The sequence below is a fragment of the Variovorax sp. SPNA7 genome, from assembly GCF_033807855.1.
Taxonomy (GTDB): domain Bacteria; phylum Pseudomonadota; class Gammaproteobacteria; order Burkholderiales; family Burkholderiaceae_C; genus Variovorax; species Variovorax beijingensis.
This window is the reverse complement of the sequence record NZ_CP138514.1, coordinates 479,831-497,565: the sequence shown is the minus strand read 5'-3', so window position 1 is coordinate 497,565 and position 17,735 is coordinate 479,831. Positions and strand designations below refer to the sequence as shown.

The 17,735-nt window shown below is 67.1% G+C and carries 17 protein-coding genes; 8 read left to right on the top strand and 9 right to left on the bottom strand.

Going from position 1 to position 17,735, the window contains the following annotated elements; translation table 11 throughout:
- Positions 1-3 precede the first annotated feature (3 nt).
- From RZE77_RS30075 to RZE77_RS30050, 6 genes are all read left to right on the top strand, one after another.
- Positions 4-555, top strand: a complete 552-nt coding sequence (locus RZE77_RS30075) for a VOC family protein (protein ID WP_319443350.1) — start codon at positions 4-6, stop codon at positions 553-555.
- 43 nt (positions 556-598) lie between these two features.
- Positions 599-1,462, top strand: a complete 864-nt coding sequence (locus RZE77_RS30070; RefSeq protein ID WP_319443349.1) for a fumarylacetoacetate hydrolase family protein — start codon at positions 599-601, stop codon at positions 1,460-1,462.
- A gap of 70 nt (positions 1,463-1,532) precedes the next feature.
- The gene (locus RZE77_RS30065) at positions 1,533-2,504 is read left to right on the top strand and encodes a tripartite tricarboxylate transporter substrate binding protein (protein ID WP_319443348.1); all 972 of its coding nucleotides are present in this window, start codon (positions 1,533-1,535) and stop codon (positions 2,502-2,504) included.
- A gap of 10 nt (positions 2,505-2,514) precedes the next feature.
- Entirely contained in the window at positions 2,515-3,093 is a 579-nt protein-coding gene (locus RZE77_RS30060; protein WP_319443347.1) for an amino acid synthesis family protein, read from the top strand.
- Entirely contained in the window at positions 3,093-4,106 is a 1,014-nt protein-coding gene (locus RZE77_RS30055) for a zinc-dependent alcohol dehydrogenase family protein (protein WP_319443346.1), read from the top strand. The genes RZE77_RS30060 and RZE77_RS30055 overlap by 1 nt, the downstream gene beginning before the upstream one ends.
- 115 nt (positions 4,107-4,221) lie before the next feature.
- On the top strand, positions 4,222-4,932 hold the full coding sequence (locus tag RZE77_RS30050; RefSeq protein ID WP_319443345.1) for a gamma-glutamylcyclotransferase: 711 nt from the start codon (positions 4,222-4,224) through the stop codon (positions 4,930-4,932).
- 18 nt (positions 4,933-4,950) lie between these two features.
- On the opposite strand, the gene RZE77_RS30045 is transcribed toward RZE77_RS30050, so the two are convergent.
- Together RZE77_RS30045 and RZE77_RS30040 are read right to left on the bottom strand one after the other, a co-directional pair.
- On the bottom strand, positions 4,951-6,591 hold the full coding sequence (locus tag RZE77_RS30045) for an AMP-binding protein (RefSeq protein ID WP_319443344.1): 1,641 nt from the start codon (positions 6,589-6,591) through the stop codon (positions 4,951-4,953).
- 27 nt (positions 6,592-6,618) lie between these two features.
- On the bottom strand, positions 6,619-7,209 hold the full coding sequence (locus RZE77_RS30040) for a 2-hydroxychromene-2-carboxylate isomerase (RefSeq protein ID WP_319443343.1): 591 nt from the start codon (positions 7,207-7,209) through the stop codon (positions 6,619-6,621).
- Positions 7,210-7,367: 158 nt separating this feature from the next.
- Between RZE77_RS30040 and RZE77_RS30035 the strand changes: the two genes are divergently transcribed.
- On the top strand, positions 7,368-8,108 hold the full coding sequence (locus RZE77_RS30035) for an SDR family oxidoreductase (RefSeq protein WP_145746850.1): 741 nt from the start codon (positions 7,368-7,370) through the stop codon (positions 8,106-8,108).
- A gap of 7 nt (positions 8,109-8,115) precedes the next feature.
- Positions 8,116-9,102, top strand: coding sequence for an NAD(P)H-dependent flavin oxidoreductase (locus tag RZE77_RS30030; RefSeq protein ID WP_319443342.1), 987 nt, complete (start codon positions 8,116-8,118; stop codon positions 9,100-9,102).
- Between the two features lie 34 nt (positions 9,103-9,136).
- Here the strand turns inward: RZE77_RS30030 and RZE77_RS30025 are convergent, their stop codons facing one another.
- Genes RZE77_RS30025 through RZE77_RS29995 form a run of 7 tightly spaced genes read right to left on the bottom strand, consistent with a single transcriptional unit; the run spans position 9,137 to position 17,734 of the window.
- Positions 9,137-10,915 (bottom strand): acyl-CoA dehydrogenase C-terminal domain-containing protein, encoded by a 1,779-nt coding sequence (locus RZE77_RS30025; RefSeq protein WP_319443341.1) that lies wholly within the window; start codon positions 10,913-10,915, stop codon positions 9,137-9,139.
- 16 nt (positions 10,916-10,931) lie between these two features.
- Positions 10,932-12,116 carry an acetyl-CoA C-acyltransferase gene (locus RZE77_RS30020; RefSeq protein WP_319443340.1) on the bottom strand — a complete coding sequence of 395 codons (1,185 nt, stop codon included), beginning with the start codon at positions 12,114-12,116 and terminating at the stop codon, positions 10,932-10,934.
- A 3-nt stretch (positions 12,117-12,119) separates the two neighbouring features.
- On the bottom strand, positions 12,120-13,892 hold the full coding sequence (locus tag RZE77_RS30015) for an AMP-dependent synthetase/ligase (protein WP_319443339.1): 1,773 nt from the start codon (positions 13,890-13,892) through the stop codon (positions 12,120-12,122).
- A gap of 5 nt (positions 13,893-13,897) precedes the next feature.
- Positions 13,898-15,097 (bottom strand): ABC transporter substrate-binding protein, encoded by a 1,200-nt coding sequence (locus RZE77_RS30010; RefSeq protein ID WP_319443338.1) that lies wholly within the window; start codon positions 15,095-15,097, stop codon positions 13,898-13,900.
- Between the two features lie 15 nt (positions 15,098-15,112).
- Positions 15,113-15,895, bottom strand: a complete 783-nt coding sequence (locus tag RZE77_RS30005; RefSeq protein WP_319433351.1) for an ABC transporter ATP-binding protein — start codon at positions 15,893-15,895, stop codon at positions 15,113-15,115.
- Between the two features lie 4 nt (positions 15,896-15,899).
- Positions 15,900-16,664 (bottom strand): ABC transporter ATP-binding protein, encoded by a 765-nt coding sequence (locus tag RZE77_RS30000; RefSeq protein ID WP_319443337.1) that lies wholly within the window; start codon positions 16,662-16,664, stop codon positions 15,900-15,902.
- The gene (locus RZE77_RS29995; protein ID WP_319443336.1) at positions 16,661-17,734 is read right to left on the bottom strand and encodes a branched-chain amino acid ABC transporter permease; all 1,074 of its coding nucleotides are present in this window, start codon (positions 17,732-17,734) and stop codon (positions 16,661-16,663) included. The genes RZE77_RS30000 and RZE77_RS29995 overlap by 4 nt, the downstream gene beginning before the upstream one ends.
- Position 17,735 lies beyond the last annotated feature (1 nt).

Here is a 17,735-nt window from a genome sequence, read left to right as displayed (position 1 = left end):
AGCATGCTCAAGGTCGCACGACCCACGCCTTCGCATTTCGGCATCTTCGTCACCGACCTGGAGCGGATGGTGGCTTTCTATACCGAGACCTTCGACCTCACGATCACCGACCGCGGCGAGGGCCGCACCTTCAGGAACCAGCTGGTGTTCACGAGTGCCAGCCCGGACCAGCACCACCAGCTGGTGCTGGCCTCGGGCCGGCCGCCGGAGGCGACGTTCAGCACCGTGATGCAGATCTCGTTCGTGGTGCCGAGCATCCAGCACCTGCGCGACATCTCGGCGCGCGCCGAGGCCCGCGGTGCCACCAACATCCGCGGCCTGAACCACGGCAATGCGCTCTCGGTCTACATGCTGGACCCGGAAGGCAACACGGTCGAGATCTATGTCGACACGCCGTTCTACATCGCGCAGCCGCATGGCGATCCGCTCGACCTCACCAAGGACGACGAAACGCTCATGCGCGAGACCGAGGAGGCTTGCCGCAAGGACCCGAGCTTCATGCCGCTCGCGCAGTGGCAGGCGCAGTTCGAGTCGCGTTCGCCGGCCGCGCCCTGACGCATCCGCCTTTCATCCACCCGCATATTCAACCGGAGTTCCCATGAAGCTTTTGTCATTTGTCCATCAAGGCCGCGAATCCTGGGGCGCCGTCGTCGGCGACGGCGTGGTCGATCTCGGCAAGGCGCGACCGCAGCACGCGGGCCTGGTCGACTACATCGCCTCGGGCGAGTACCTGCAGGCGGCGCAGCATGTCGAAGGACTGCCCATCGCGGCCAGGCTGGCCGACATCACTTACCTGCCGCCGATTCCCAGGTCCGAGAAGATCGTGTGCGCGGTGCGCAACTACATGGACCACCACCAGGAGGTGCTGGCGGCCGGCATGCAGCGCGAGCTCTCCGAGCAGCCGCCGATCTTCCTGCGCGTGTGGCGCTCGCAATGCGCGCACAACCAGCCGATCGTGCGGCCGCACGTGTCCGAGTCGCTCGACTGGGAGGGCGAGCTCGCCGTCATCATCGGCAAGGGCGGGCGCAACATCGCCGAGGCCGATGCCTTCGATCACGTGGCGGGCTATTCCTGCTACAACGACGGCAGCGTGCGCGAGTGGCAGTTCCATGCCAAGCAGATCGCCTCGGGCAAGAACTTCGAGTCGACCGGCGGCTTCGGCCCCTGGATGGTGACGGCCGACGAGATCGCGCCCGGCCGCGAACTCAAGCTCGAGACCCGACTCAACGGCGAAGTGGTGCAGAGCAGCCACACAGGCCACATGATCTTCAGCATTCCGAAGCTCATCAGCTACGCGTCGACCATCTTCACGCTCGCGCCCGGCGACGTCATTGCCACCGGCACGCCGGCCGGCGTGGGCTGGAGCAAGAAGCCGCCGCGCTTCATGAAGCCGGGCGATGTGTGCGAGGTCGAGATCGAAGGCATCGGCGTGCTGCGCAATCCCATCGTCCAGCAGGACTGAGGCCGCCGCGGACCCGGACCGCGGCGGCACAAGCCGCGGCCTTCATTCCACAACATTGGAGACAAAAACCATGTGGCACAGACGATCGCTCGTCGCCGCAGGCCTGGCCCTGGCCTGCGCGGCACCCCTACACGGCCTGGCGCAGGGCTTTCCGGACAAGCCGATCAGGATCTACCAGGGCTTTGCGGCCGGCGGCAATGCCGACACCATCGCGCGCGTGGTCAGCTCCGAAATGGCCAAGGGGCTCGGCCAGCCCTTCGTGGTCGAGGCCCAGACCGGCGCGGGCGGCACCATTGCCTCGGGCACGGTGGCACGCGCCAAGGCCGACGGCTACACGCTGCTGCTGGCCACGGGCGGCCATGCGGTGGCTGGCGCGCTCTACAACAAGCTCAGCTACCAGACGGTGGCGGACTTCCAGATGGTCTCGACGATCACCTACTTTCCGTTCCTTTTGGTGGTGCGGGCCGATTCGCCCTATCGCGGGCTGGCCGAGATGCTGGCCGCGTCGCGCGCCGATGCGCGGGGCGTGTCGTACGGCTCGGCGGGCATCGGCTCCACGCATCATCTTGCGGGCGAGCTGCTGGTGAAGAGCGCCAACGTCGAGATGCTGCACATTCCCTACCGCGGCGACGCGGCCTCGGTGGCGGCGCTGCTCGGCGGCGAGGTGCCGATGATCATCGCGCCGCCCACGGCCGTGCTGGCCAACATCAAGGCCGGCAAGCTCCGTGCGCTGGCCACAACCGGCGCGCAGCGCTGGAGCCAGATGCCCGAGCTGCCGACCGTGGCAGAGCAGGGCGTGCCCGGCTACGACGTGCGCTCCTGGGCCGGCTTCATGGCGCCCGCCGGCACGCCGCGCCCGGTCGTCGATCGCCTGAACGCCGAGACGCTCAAGGCCCTGCAGGCGCCGGCGGTGCGTGCGCGGCTCGAAGAGATGGGCGGCGAAGCGCGCGGCAGCACACCCGAAGAAATGACCACCATGGTGGCCGCCGAACTGAAACGGTGGACCGCCGTGGTGAACGATGCACGCATACCCAAACAGTGAGGACCCCTCCATGTCCCTGATCGACATCCGCAAGCGCAGCCTTTCTATCGAAACCATCTACCACGAAGGCGGTCCGCCGGCCGCCACGCCGCTCAGGCTGGCGGCTGCCTGCGCGGTCATCCACAACCCCTACGCAGGCCGCTACGAGCCGGACCTGCTGCCCTTCATGGCCGAGTTGCGCTCGCTCGGCACGCTGCTGGCCACGGAGCTGGTCGAGACGCTCGGGCGCGACAAGGTCGAGGTCTACAGCAAGGCCGCGATCGTCGGCGTGAACGGCGAGCTGGAGCACGGCGCCGTCTGGCACGAAGCCGGGGGCTGGGCCATGCGCGAGGTGCTCGGCGAGCCGAAGGCGATCGTGCCCTCGGCCAAGGCGGTGGCCGCCACCGGCTACCGGCTGATGGTGCCGCTGCACTACATCCACGCCGCGTACGTGCGCAGCCACTACAACACGATGGAAATCGGCATTCAGGACGCACCGCGCCCCAACGAGATCCTGTTCGCGCTGGTGATGGGCACGGGAGGGCGGGTGCATGCGCGCCTGGGCGGGCTCACCAAGGACAAGGTGTCCGTGCACGACGGGCAGCGCTGATGCCACGCCCCACCATGAAGGCGATCCAGCTGCAGGCACCGGGCGGGCCCGAAGTGCTGCAGCTGGTGGAGCTGCCGCTGCCGCAGCCGCAGGCCGGCGAAGTGCGGGTCAAGGCCATGGCCATCGGCGCCGGCGGCCCCGACGTGCTGATCCGCAACGGCACCTACAAGTGGATGCCGCCCATGCCGGCGATTCCCGGCAACGAGATGGCCGGCATCGTCGATGCCGTCGGCCCCGGCGTCACCGCGCTGCAGGCCGGCCAGCGCGTGTTCGTGAGCGCGCGCGAGCTCGCGCAGCGCGGCGGCTGCTATGCCGAAGCCATCTGCGTGCCCGAGGCCGCGCCCTTCGTGCTCCCCGATGCGATCCGCTTCGAGGATGCCGTGAGCCTCGGCAACTTGCAGCTCGCGCTGGCCATGCTGTCGAGCAACGGCAACCTGCCGGCCCGATCAGTCCTGATTCCCGGCGCGGCCGGCGGCGTGGCCACGGCGCTGGTGCAGGTGGCGCAGGGCCGCGGCCTGCGCGTGATCGGCACCGCGTCCACGCCGCAGAAGCGGGAATTCGCGCGGGCCAACGGTGCGCACGAGGTCATCGAGAGCGACCCGCAAGGCCTGACCGAGAAAGTCATGCAGCTCACCGGCGGGCGCGGCGTGGACCTGGCCTTCGACCACCTCGGCGGCGATCTCTTCATCGCCTGCCTGCGGGCCCTCGCGCCATTCGGCATGGCGGTCTCCTACAACATCGTCAACGGCCCGCCGACGGGCGACGTATTCGAGGAGCTTCGGCGGTTGCTGGGCAGGAGCCTGGCCGTGCGCACCTTCTCGATCCACGCCATCGACGCCGACGCCGTGCAGCGGCGCGGTTTCATGGAGGCCGCGATCGCGCTGATGGCCGAGGGCCGCGTGCATGCACCGAAGCCAACGCTTTTTTCTCTTGCAGAAGCGCGGCATGCGCACGAACTGCTCGACAGCGGAGGCACGCTTGGAAAGATTGTGCTGCTGCCTGGCGGTGTGTGAGCTTCTTCTTGAGCAGCTTCCCCATGGAAGCCATCCGACTTAATATACGGTCGTTTAATAAACGATATGTATGCTAACGTTCAAGTCCTGCGAACAAGATTTTCGAGGACAGCTCATGCGCTATCTCAGTCCGCGCGAGGATGGCCGACCTGCGTCGAATGCGGTGATCGAGCCCACGCGAGTCACCCGAGAAGAGCTCCTCGACGACGCCTTCATGGCCCAGGTCTATGCGCAGCTCCCGGCGGGAGTGCGGCTGCGTACGGCAGAGGAACTGGAAGCGTCGATCGAAGGCGTCCTCTCGCGGCACGATGGCAATGCGGCCATTCATGTGTTCGGATATGGATCGCTGATGTGGAACCCCGCGGTGGAGCACACAGGCATGCATCCGGCAAAGGTCCACGGTTGGCACCGCTCATTCTGCTTGCGCTCGATCATCGGGCGTGGGTCGCAAGAGTGTCCCGGACTGATGCTCGCCCTTGACCGGGGTGGTGCGTGCCAGGGCGTGCTGTTGCAGATCGGGCCGCGCAAGGTGCGCGATGAGTTGCGGGTGCTCTGGCGAAGGGAGATGCTGACCGAGGTGTACCAACCACGATGGGTGACCGCCGATGTGGGTGGCCGGCCGGTGAGCGCCATTACCTTTACGGTCAACCGGGCGCATCCGCGCTACACGAAGACGCTCCCTCTGCAAGAAATGGCCCGGATGATCAACACGGGTGCGGGCAGCCTCGGCACCTGCCGCGAGTACTTCGACGCCACGATTCAAAAGCTCGAGACGCTCGGCATACGCGACGCCGGGATGGAGCGCCTGCGCTTCGCAGCAGGCTGAAGCGCCCCATCGTTGCCGTCAGGCCGCCGCTGGTGCCCGCAGTTCCTTGCGGAGAATCTTGCCCACGGTCGATTTTGGCAAGGCCTCGAGAAAGGTGATGTGACGAGGAACCTTGTAGGGGGCCAGGAGCTTGCGGCAGTGCGTTTCCACGTGGTCCTTCTCCAGTTCCGGCGAGCGACGCACGACGAACAGGTGAGGGACTTCGCCGGAGCGCTCGTCGGGGACCCCAACGCACGCACACTCCAGCACATCCGGGTGCAGCGCGACCACGCCCTCGATCTCGTTCGGATACACGTTGAACCCTGACACCAGGATCATGTCTTTCTTGCGGTCGACGATGGTCATCAATCCCTTGGAATCCATCGTGACGACATCGCCCGTGCGAAACCAGCCATCGCTGGTAAATGCCTTGCGCGTCTCGTCTTCGCGCTTCCAGTACCCGGCGAACACCTGCGGTCCCTTGATGAGCAGCTCGCCGGGCGTGCCCTGCGGAACGGGGTCGCCGGCATCGTCGACGATCAGCACGTCGGTGGAGGGCACTGGAACGCCGATGGTGCCGTTGCAGCCTGGGGCATTGAAGGTGGCGCTGGGCGATGTCTCCGTAAGGCCATAGGCTTCGGTGATCGGCGGACCGCCCGCAGCCTCCCACTTGCGCGCGACCGCCGCCTGAATCGAGGCGCCGGCTCCGATAACCATGCCACAACGCGAAAAGTCGACCGATGACAGTTCGGGCATGTTCACCATGCCGTTGAACATTGTGTTGACGCCGATCAGCACGTCGAAGGGTGCCCGGCGCAGTTCGGTGCACAGGGCCGTGATGTCGCGCGGATTCATCACAAGCCGGTTGTGTCCGCCGCTCGCCAGCGCCATCAACGCCATGCCGAGCGGGAAGATGTGGTACAGGGGCAGCGGCGTGACCAGCTCGAAGTTCTGGATCTCGAGGTTCAGCCGCAACCAGGATTGCATCTGCAACACACTCACGAGAACGTTGCGGTGCGTGAGACAAGCGCCCTTTGACACGCCGGTGGTTCCGCCTGTGTACTGCAGGAACGCGAGATCGGAGGGCCGCACCTGTGCGGCCGTGAAATTGACGCCCTGCACCGATGCCACGGCCACGTGGAGCGGGACGAGATGCACACCGGAGTCGTGGATTCGAACCGGCTGATCGCCAGAGGACGCGAGCAGCGACCGGCGGACATCTTGCATCGGCACGGTGACGACGTGCCGGACTTCTGTCCGCTCGATGACTCCGCCGACAAGTTCCGTGAACGGATCGGCGACCACCAGCGCAGACGCGCCGGAATCCGTCAACTGGTACTCCACCTCACGCACTGTGTAGAGCGGGTTCATCGTGACCCCCACGAAGCCCGCGCGCGCGATCGCAGCCAAGGCGACGGGATAAAGAAGGTGGTTCGGCAGCAGCAGCGCCACGCGATCGCCGGGCTGCAGCCCCGCCGCCTGCAGGAATGCCGCAAAGCGAGCCGATGCTTGTTCGAGTTCGGCGAAGCTCAGTGATTCGCCGTTGCAGGTCACGGCCGTGCGGCCGGCGTTTCGAGCGAAGGCGCCTTCGAACAGGGTGGCGAGGGTGTCGTGCTCGCCGTACACCAGATCCCGGGGCAGCCCTGCCGGGTAGGACGCATGCCAGATTCTTTGATCCACGTTGTCTCCTTTTTCCTTGAGGTTTGGTCAGGACAGCGCTTCGCGAACGAAGTCCATCCGGTCCTGGCCGAAGAACATCTGGTCGCCGACAAAGAGCGTGGGTGCGCCGAACACGCCGCGCTCGATCGCCTCTTGCGTGGTTGCCTTCAGTGCGGCCTTGGTTTCGGCGTCCTGCGCCAAGCGCTCGATCTCGGCGGGATCGAATCCGCCTTCGACCAGCGTGCGGGCCGTGAGCTGCGCATCGTTCAGGTTGAGCGCATCGATCCACAGCGCCTTGAACACGCAGCCCAGCAGCTGCTGCAGCTGCTCGGGGCGGCGCAGTTGAATGCCGGTGACCGCACGCATGAGAAACAGCGTGATGACGGGGAAGTGCGGGTTGCCCCTGAACGCAACGCCATAGCGGCGCGCGTGGCGCTCGTAGTCCATCTGCGTATAGCGGCCCTTGACGGGAATGGTGGCCGGCGATGCGTTGCCGGTGGCCTGGTAGACGCCGCCCAGCAGCATCGGCCGGTAGACGAGCTCGGCGCCGTGGCTTGCGCACAGGGCAGGCAGCTGCGTCCATGCCAGGTACGACGACGGGCTTCCGACATCGAAGAAGAAATCGACTGACTTGCTCATTCAAGCTCCTTTAAGTTAACGGACGTTTGGTAAACGGAAGCTATGTGATTGCACGGCCTTCGTCAACGGGGTTTCCTTGGGCCTTGCCCTTGATTGACAAACGAACGTTCAATGATTAACGTGCGATGGCCTAACGAACGTTTTTTAAAGGAGACCGTATGGACCCATCAGCCAACCACCGCGGCGTGGCTCTCGTCATCGGCGCAGGCGACGCCACCGGCAGCGCGATCGGCGCGCGCTTCGCCCGCGAGGGCTACGTCGCATGCCTCACGCGGCGCTCGGCCGACAAGCTGGAGCCGGCCGTCGAGCGCATCCGCGCGGCCGGCGGCCAGGCCTTCGGCTACGGCAGCGATGCGCGCAAGGAGGAAGAGGTCGTGGCCCTCATCGACCAGATCGAGAAGGAGCGCGGCCCGATCGAGGTGATGGTGTTCAACATCGGCGCCAACGTGCCCAGCAGCATCCTGGAGGAGACCGGGCGCAAGTACATGAAGATCTGGGAGATGGCCGCCTTCAGCGCCTTCCTGAATGCGCGCGAGGTCGCCCGCAGGATGGTCGAGCGAGGGCGCGGCACGATTCTTTTCACCGGCGCGACCGCCGGCATCCGCGGCTCGGCGAAGTTCGCTGCCTTTGCCGGCGCCAAGCATGCGCTGCGTGCGCTGGCCCAAAGCATGGCGCGCGAACTCGGCCCGCGCGGCATCCACGTGGCCCACATCGTGGTCGACGGCGCGATCGACACGGAGTTCATCCGCAGCAACTTCCCCGAACGCTACGCGCTGAAAGAGCAGGGTGGCATCCTGAACCCCGAGCACATCGCGGAGAACTACTGGTACCTGCACACCCAGCCTCGAGACGCCTGGACCTTCGAGATGGACCTGCGCCCCTACATGGAAACCTGGTGAAAGACACATGAAAACACGCATCACTGAACTCTTCGGCATCCGCCACCCGATCATCCAGGGCGGCATGCACTACGTCGGCTTTGCCGAGCTGGCCGCGGCCGTGTCGAACGCCGGAGGGCTCGGGCTCATCACGGGCCTCACGCAACGCACGCCCGAGCTGCTGGCCAAGGAAATCGCTCGCTGCCGCAACATGACGGACCAGCCCTTCGGCGTGAACCTCACGTTCCTGCCGACCCTGTCCTCGCCGCCGTATCCCGAGTACATCGCGGCCATTGCCGAAGGCGGCGTTCGCATCGTCGAGACGGCAGGGCGCAGCCCCGAGGCCTACATGCCGGCGTTCAAGAAGGCGGGCATCAAGGTGATCCACAAGTGCACCTCGGTGCGGCATGCGCTGAAGGCTGAAGCGATCGGATGCGACGCCGTGAGCGTGGACGGTTTCGAGTGTGGCGGCCATCCGGGCGAGGACGACCTGCCGAACATGATCCTGCTGCCGCGCGCGGCCGAGGAGTTGGAGATTCCGTTCGTCGCCTCCGGCGGCATGGCCGATGCGCGCAGCCTGGTGGCGGCGCTGGCACTGGGCGCGGAGGGCATGAACATGGGCACGCGCTTCGTGGCCACGCAGGAAGCGCCGATCCACCAGAACGTGAAGGACGCCATCGTGGCGGCCACCGAGCTGGACACGCGGCTGGTGATGCGGGGGCTGCGCAACACGGAGCGCGTGCTGACCAATTCATCGGTCGAGCAGCTGATCCGGATCGAGAAGGAAAAAGGCGCCGATCTCAAGTTCGAGGACATCATCGACCAGGTCGCGGGCGTCTATCCGCGCGTGATGCTCGAAGGCGAGATGGATGCCGGCGCCTGGAGCTGCGGCATGGTGGTCGGCCTGATCAACGACATTCCGACGGTGCAGGAACTGATCGATCGCATCATGGAAGAGGCCGAGCAGCTGATCGTTCAGCGGCTCGCCGGTTTCCTGGAGCCTGCGCTGGCCTAGCCAGGCTCCGTGGCAGCGATGCGGTGGCGCTGCCCTAGAAGAGATCGACGGCCGGTTCCATCAATGCGGATGACCCGGCCCGGATCTCCTGGCAGAGCCCCGCCGCCTGCGGCAGCAGCCGCTGAAAGTAGAAGCGGGCCGTGGCAATCTTCGATGCATAGATCGGGTCGCTCGATCCAGCGTTTTTGAACGCCACCTCGGCCATGCGCGCCCAGGTCCACGCAAGTGCCAGATGCCCGACCAGGCGCAGATAGGGCGCAGCGGCCGCGCCCGCCGCATGCGGGTCTTGCGCCGACGCGGCCACCAGCTCGCCGGTGAGCTGCCTGATGTCGGCAACCAGTTTGATGAGCGGCTCAGTGAACTCGCGCATCGCCTCGCGCGGGCGGCAGGTCTCGGCGAATGTGCCGGCCATGTCCAGGAAGGCATACATCTGCCGGCCCTGGTCGGCCAGCACCTTGCGCCCAAGCAGGTCCATGGCCTGCACGCCGTTCGTGCCCTCGTACAGCCCCACGATGCGCACGTCCCGCAGGTGCTGCTCGACGCCGTTCTCGCGGATGTAGCCGTGCCCGCCGAACACCTGCATCGCAAGCAGCGTGCATTCCACCGCGAGGTCGCTGGACAGCGCCTTCACGAGCGGGGTCAGGAGGCCCAGCAGTTCGGCGGTCTCCTCGCGTTTGGCGACATCGGGATGGAGGCGCTGCACATCGCTCAGTTGCGAGGTCCAGAGCGCCAGTGCACGCGCGCCCTCGATGTTCGCCTTCTGCGTGAGCAGCATGCGGCGCACGTCGGCATGCCCGATGATCGGGTCGGCGGCTTCGCCGGACGACCTTGCCCCGCTCACGCGGCCCTGCAGGCGCTCCTTCGCGTAGGCCAAGGCCTTCTGGTAGGCCGCTTCCATCAGGCCGATGGCGATCGTGCCGACGAGCACGCGCATGTGGTTCATCTGCACGAACATGCCCGCCAGCCCTTTGTTGGGTGCACCCAGCAGCCAGCCGGTCGCGCCGTCGAAGTTGATGGTGCAGGTCGAGTTGCCGTGGATGCCCAGCTTGTGCTCGATGGAGCCGCAGACCACCCCGTTGCGTGCGCCGGCCGCGCCCTTCGCATCGGGAATGAATTTCGGCACGATGAAAAGAGAAATGCCCTTCACGCCGGGCGGCGCGTCCGGCATGCGCGCGAGCACCAGGTGCATGATGTTTTCGGTCAGGTCCTGCTCGCCGCCCGAGATGAAGATCTTGCTGCCGGTGATGCTGTAGCTGCCATCGGCCTGCGCCACGGCGCGGGTTCGCATCAGGCCCAGGTCGGTGCCCGCGTTGGGCTCGGTCAGGCACATGGTGCCGGCCCACTCGCCCGAGGCGATCTTCGGCAGATAGAGTGCCTTTTGCTCTTCCGATCCGTTGGCCGCCACGTTCACGTAGGTGGCATGCGACATGCCCGGATAGGACGACCACGCCATGTTCGCGCCGCCGAACACTTCGTAGACTGCATTGGCCACGACCGAAGGAAAGCCCTGTCCGCCGAACTCGGGGCTGCACCCCAATCCGGCCCAGCCGTTCTTCGTGAACTCGTCGTAGGCTTTCTTGAAGCCCGGTGGCGTCTGCACCACGCCAGCTGAGGGCATGCTGCAACCGTGCTCGTCTCCGGGCGCGTTGAGCGGCGCGATCACCTCGGACGCGAACTGGCCGGCCGCGGTGAGCACCTGGTCGATGGTCTCGCCGTCGAGCTCCGGCTGGCCGCAGGATTCCAGCATGGCCGGCACCTGGAGCAGTTCGTGCAAGACGAATTGAATGTCGCGCAGCGGGATCTGGTAGGTCATGGTGCTGCTCCTTGCGTCACGCCACTTCGAACAGGCCCGCGGCACCCATGCCGCCGCCGACGCACATCGTCACGACGACGAAGCGCGCGCCGCGCCGCTTGCCCTCGATGAGCGCATGCCCCACCAGCCGCGAGCCGGTCATGCCATAGGGATGCCCAATGGTGATGCCGCCGCCGTTGACGTTCAGCTTCTCGGGGTCGATGCCCAGACGATCGCGCGAGTACAGCACCTGGCAGGCGAAGGCCTCGTTCAGTTCCCACAGGCCGATGTCGCTCACCTTGAGCCCGTGGGTCTTCAGCAGCTTGGGCACGGCCAGCACCGGGCCGATGCCCATCTCCTCGGGCGCGAGGCCGGCGACCGCGATGCCGCGGTAGATGCCCAGCGGCTTGAGCCCGCGGCGCTCGGCAACCGCGCGCTCCACCAGCACGCAGGCCGATGCGCCATCCGACAGCTGGCTCGAGTTGCCCGCGGTGATCACGCCGCCTTCGATGACCGGCTTGAGGCTGGCAAGGCCTTCGAGCGTGGTGTCGGGGCGGTTGCCTTCATCGCGGTCCAGCGTGACGTCGCGATAGCTGATCGCGCCCGTCTGCTTGTCGGCCACGGCCATGCGCGCGGTGATCGGCACGATCTCGTCGTCGAACAGGTGGCGCTCCTGCGCCAGCGCGGTGCGGCGTTGCGCTTCCGCGGAATACGCGTCTTGCGCCTCGCGCGAAATGCCGTACTTCTTTGCCACGATCTCGGCCGTGTTGAGCATCGGGATGTAGGCATGCTGCACGCGCGCGATGAGCATCGGGTCGGCCTCTTCACCCACCCACTTGACGAAGGGGTTCTGCACGGCGGAAATGTTCTCCTGGCCACCGCCCACCGTCACGTCCATGCCGTCGACGATGATCTGCTTGGCCGCCGTCGCAATGGCCATCAGGCCCGAGGCGCATTGCCGGTCCATCGTCTGGCCCGGCACCGACTGCGGCAGTCCCGCCGCCAGCGCAGCAAGGCGGCCGATGTTCATGCCCGCGGTGCCGGCGGCCATCGCGCTGCCGATGACCACGTCCTCCACCTCGCCGGGATTGATGCCCGCCCGCTGCACGGAGTGCTGGATCGCATGGCCCATCAGGGTGGGCGACTTGATGTTGTTCAATGCGCCGCGAAAGGCGCGGCCGATGCCCGTGCGTGCGGTGGAAACGATGACGGCTTCTCTCATGGTTCAGGCTCCAAGGGGTTCGGTAAAAAGATTGGCGTAGCGGGTCGCCACGACCGTGCGGTTCAGGCGCATCGCGGGAGTGAGTTCTTCGTCGCCCTGGTGCAGCGAGCGCGGAATGACGCGAATGGTGCGCACGCGATGGGCCTCGGGCAGGCGCCCGTTCGCGATGTCTGCTTGCGCCGCGATGAGGGCAGTGATCTCGGGCAGGCCGAGCAGGCTGGCGTAGTCGGTGAAGGGCAGCCGCTGCTGCTGCGCGTGCTTCCTGATGCGCTCCTCGTCGAGTGCGAGCAGTGCCGCGGAATGCCCGTCTTTGGCCGGCACGACGATCGCATCGGCGATGTAGGCACTGAGCCGGAACGCGTCTTCCGCGATCTCGGGGCTGATGGATTCGCCGCGTGTTCCGACGGCCCGCGCGCGCAGGCGGCCGAGCAGCTGCACGCGGCCGTGTTCATCGACACGTCCCAGGTCGCCGGTACGCAGCCAGCCGTCTGCCAGGGCCTCGGCGGCGCTCAATGTTCCGCGCACCCAGTAATCCGGCCGCGCGATTGCGCCGCGCACCAGCACTTCGCCGTCCGGTGCCAGCTTGAGCTGGGTGCCAGTCTCGATGGGCGCGGTTGCCGTCTCCACGGAGCGGCTGGCAGAGGCGATCCTGCAGAAGCCGGCCTCGGCCATGCCGTAGCAGTCGAGCAGGGGAACGCCGATGGCGCCGAACCAGTCGGCCACTTGCGCGGGGCTCGAGGCCCCGCCTGCAAGGGCGACCCGGACGTTTTTCAAGCCCAGGGCGGAACGTATGCGCTCCCGCGTCCTGCGCTGCAGCCAGCCGGGGCTGCGCGCCGAAAGGCAGGAGGCGTATGCGCTCCGCGCCACAGGCACGGCCTCCTGCATGAACAGCTCGGTCATGCCCTGCAGCTTCTCGAAGAGGCGGGGGGCTGCGAAGAGAAAGTGCGGCTCGACCTCGCCCATGTCGTTGAACACCGTGGCCCCATTCTCCGGCAAGTGGAGCAGGGCTTCGTGCATGAGCATGGACTTCTGGGCCAGCATGCGCTCGCCATAGTGCGCGAGCGACATGATCGACAGGGCCCGGTCTCCCGGGCGCAGCTGCAGCCAATGGCTCGTGACGCGCACTTCGCGCAGGAACTCGTGCTGCCGCCGTGCCACCAACCGCGCCGGGCCGGTGCTGCCTGCGGTGGCCGCCAGGAACGCGATCTGGTCGCCCGAGCCCGCATCGATGCGGCTGTCGAACAGCGCCGGTTCCCGGGCGGCGGCTTGCGCGCCGCGGGCATGCCATTCGTCATAGGCGCTGACCTGCGGATCGGTGAAGCGCAGCAGCCCGCGTGTCTCGAGCACCACGATGTGGTGCAGGTCGGGGCACGTGTCGCGCACCGCAAGCACCTTCACCAGCTGGTCGGCGTTCTCCACGAAGACCACGCGCGACCCGGCCTCGGCGAGCGCATGCCCCACCTGCGCGGCCGTGCTGCAGGGGTACATGCCGTGGGACACGAAACCCATGGCCTGCGCGGCCATGTCGACAACCAGCCACCGGGGCCGGTTGTCCGAAAGAATGGAAACCACCTCGCCGGCCTGCAGGCCGGCCTCGGCCATCGCCAGTCCGATGGCCCGCGCCTCCGTGAAATAGCTGCTCCAGGACAGCCCCTGCCAGATGCCGCGCTCCTTGTGCCGGAGCGCGGGCCGATCGCCCCATTGGGTGCATCGGCGCCGCCACAGCTGCGGTAGCGTCGCAAGGCGCGCCTCGTCCGCGGCCAGGGATGCGGACACGTGGATCACAGGGCGCTCTTGGCCGGATCGACCACGCTCGACCGTGCGGTCCAGCGGCCCTGCACGACCTGTTCGACCCGGGTCCATTCCGGGTCGATGTGGTTGCTGGCGAAGCGCTGCGTGTCGTACGAAGCCACGCCCTTGAAAGTGGATGCCTGCAGCGCCTTCACCAGCTTGTCTGTCGTCAGGTCGCGGCCCGCATTGCGCACCTCCTGCAGGAACCAGCTGGTGTAGTCGTAGAAGGCAGCGGCCACGTCGTCGGGCTCGGCCTTGAAGCGCTTGCGGTAGGCCTCGGCCCACGACTTCTCTGCGGCGGTGGCCTGGTCGGGCGTCGCGATGCGCCAGGTGCCGACGCCGTACACGCCTTCCATCGCATCCTTGCCGAGGGCCACGGTGAGGCCCGCGCGGCCGGGGCTGGCGGTCAGGACGTTGACGCCGGCGAGGCCGAGCTTCTTCACTTCGGCCGCCACAGCGATGGTCTCGCGCGTGGTGGTCGCGCAGACGATGAGGTCCGTGCCCGCGGCCTGCATGCGTGCGACGTGAGAGGAGAAATCGAGATCGCCGACCTTGTAGCTGGCTTCGGCCACGAGCGGCATGCCCTTGGCCGCGAGCGCCGCCTTCACGCCCTTGCCGACCAGGTCGCCGAACGGGCCTTCCTGGTAGATGAAGCCGACCTTCTTGCTGCCCAGCGTGCCGGTAGCCCACTTGACGGCGGACGAGGTCGTGCTGTCGTAGTTCAGGTTGGTCGTGAAGAGCAGCGGCGTCTGGCCGGCCGCCTGGCGCACCAGCCCCGAGGCTGCGTACGGCGCGAAACAGATCACGCCGGCGTCCACCGCCTTCTTGACCGTGGCCACGTTCGGCCCGGAGCCGAAGGGGCAGAGCAGGGCGAAGACCTCGTCCTTGCGGATCAGCTTGTCCACGGCGCGCACCGCCTGCGAGGGCTGGCTCGCGTTGTCCTCGATCACCAGCCGGATCTTGCGGCCGTTGATGCCGCCGGCCTCGTTGGCCTCGTCGATGCGCATCTGGATGCCGTTGCGGATCACGGGCATGCCGATCGCCACCGGTCCGGAAAGGTCCAGGTGCGTGCCCAGCACCAGTTCCTTGTCGGCCACGCCTGCGGCGCGCGCGGATGTCGAGGTCCACAGGGCGCCGGGTGCCACCGCGGCCAGGCTTGTCTTCAGGAGGGTTCGGCGATCGAGTGTCATGGCAGGGTCCTTTTCTCAGTTCCAGGAAGGGCGTCGCCGTGCCGGCCGGATTCCGCCAGCGACACCTTGCGGCAGGTGGTGCGAAGCGCCACCCAGGTAAAACTCCTTGATGTCTTCGCGCTGCGAGAGTGCCTCGCAGCTGCCAGCGGCGGCCACGCGCCCCAGCTCGATGACGTAGCCGTGGTCGGCAGTGGCCAGCGCGATTGCCGCGTTCTGCTCGACCACGAGCACAGCGGTCCGGGTCTGCTCGCGGATGCGCTTGATGATGGCGAAGATGTCCTTGGTGAACAGCGGCGAGAGGCCCAGCGAAGGCTCGTCGAGCAGGAGCAGGCGCGGCCGTCCCATCAGCGCGCGGCTGATCGCCAGCATCTGCTGCTCACCGCCGGAAAGCAGGCCCGCCTGCTGGCGCTGGCGTTCGCGCAGACGCGGGAACCAGTCGTACATCTGCTCCATGTCGCGCGCGATTTCCGCGTCCTTTCGGGCGAACGCGCCCATGCGCAGGTTCTCCGCGATGGTGAGGAACGGGAAGATCTGGCGGCCCTCCGGCACCAGCACCACGCCGCCGCGGGCCACGTCGTCGGCGTCCTTGCCGCCGACGGGCCGGCCCTCGAACTCGACGGTTCCGTTGGAGGGCGCGAGCACGCCGGCAATGGTGTTGAGCAGGGTCGTCTTGCCGGCGCCGTTGGCGCCCAGCACCGTGACGATCTGCGCGGCTTGCACTTCGAGGCTCACGCCGTGCAGTGCGCGCACGGGGCCATACCAGGTTTCGAGATTGCGGACGGAGAGCAGAGAAGCCATGAGATCAGGTCCCCAGATAAGCCGCAATCACGCGCGGGTCGGCCTGCACCTCTGCCGGCGTGCCGTCGGTCAGGACCTGTCCCTGGTCCATCACCACCACGCGATTGGCGACCGCGGCGACCAGCGACATGTCGTGCTCCACCATGACCACGGTGACACCCAGTTCGGCCTGGATGTCTTCCAGCCAGTACGCGAGCCTGCGTGTCTCCTCGGGGTTGAGTCCGGAGGCTGGCTCGTCGAGCAGCAGCAACTGCGGCTCCGCGGCCAGCGCACGGCCGAGCTCGACGACCTTGCGCACACCGTAGGGCAGTTCCGCCACCGGCCGGTGCCGGAACGCGGCGAGGTCCAGCAGGCGCACGACGTCTTCGACGCGTTCACGTGTGCGGGCTTCCGCGCGCTGCACGGAGGGCAGGTTGAACATCTGCGAGAAGAAGTTGCCGTGGTTCGCCCGGTGGCGGCCGAGCAGCAGGTTCTCCAGCACCGTCGCGCCTTCGAACAGCTCGATGTTCTGGAACGTGCGTGCGATGCCATGGCGCACCACGTCGTGCCGTGCCAGGCGCGAGATCTCGTGGCCGTTGAAGCGGATGCTGCCGCTGCTGGCGTCGAACACGCGCGTGATGAGATTCAAGAGCGATGTCTTGCCCGCGCCGTTCGGACCGATCACCGCGAGGATCTCTCCCGCACCCACCGAGAAGCTCACGTCGCGCACGGCCTTGACGCCGCCGAACGAGAGGCTCAGCCGCTCGACTTCGAAGAATGCCGCGCTCATCGGTAACGCTCCGATTTCATGTAGACCTTGGTCTGGTGAATGCTGCTCTTGCGCACCCACGGGAATTCGGCGAGCACCTTGCGGATGCGAACCCAGCGCGCGTTGAGGCCACCCGGCTCGAGCAGAACGAAGAAGGTCAGCACGGCGCCGTAGACGAAAAGCTCCAGTCCGAACTGCGCACCGAGTCTCCCGGGCAGTGCCTCCTTCAGCGAGGAGATGAACGAGGGCAAGAGGCCGATCAGAATCGCGCCGAGGATGGCTCCGCGCAGGCTTCCGAGTCCGCCGATGAACACCATCAGCACCAGCTGCAGCGACAGCGCCAGGCCGAAGGCTTCCGGCGTGATGTGCTGCATCTGGTGCGCGAGCAATGCACCGGCCAGGCCCGAGCACGCCGCCGAAAGGCTGAAGGCCAGCACCTTGGTACGCGCGACGTCGATGCCCAGGCCCTGTGCGGCCGCCTCCGAGTCGCGGATGCCGATGAAGGCACGGCCGGTGGCGGAGCGCATCAGGTTGACCAGCAGGATCAACACCACGGCCAGCACCACCAGGCAAAGGAAGTAGAAGGCGCGCGGGCCGCCAAGGCTGAGCCCGAAGAGGGCCGGGTCCGGCACGGCCATTCCGCTGTGGCCTCCCGTGACGCTCTTCCACCGGCCGAGCACGTGCTCGCACACGATGGCGAACGCCATGGTCACCATCGCCAGGTGCAGCCCCGACACCCGGATGGCCGGCATGCCGACGAGCAAGCCGCCGAGCGCCGCGCCCCCGGTGGTGAGGAACAGCGACACCGGCAGCGGCACGCCCTGGGTCAGGAGGAGGGTGTGGATGTACGCGCCGATGCCGACAAACGCCGACTGGCCGAGCGACACCTGGCCGGTGAAGCCGGTGAGCATCATGAGCCCGAGGCTCGCGACGCACATGATGAGGATGAAGGTCGCCTCGCCGATGTGATAGGCCGGCAGCACCCATGGTGCGGCCAGCAGGGCCAGCGTGAGCAAGCCGTACGCAATGCGCTCGGGCCTGCCGCGCAGCAGCCGGCGCCCGTCTTCGAATCCAGTTTCGTAGCGTGCCATG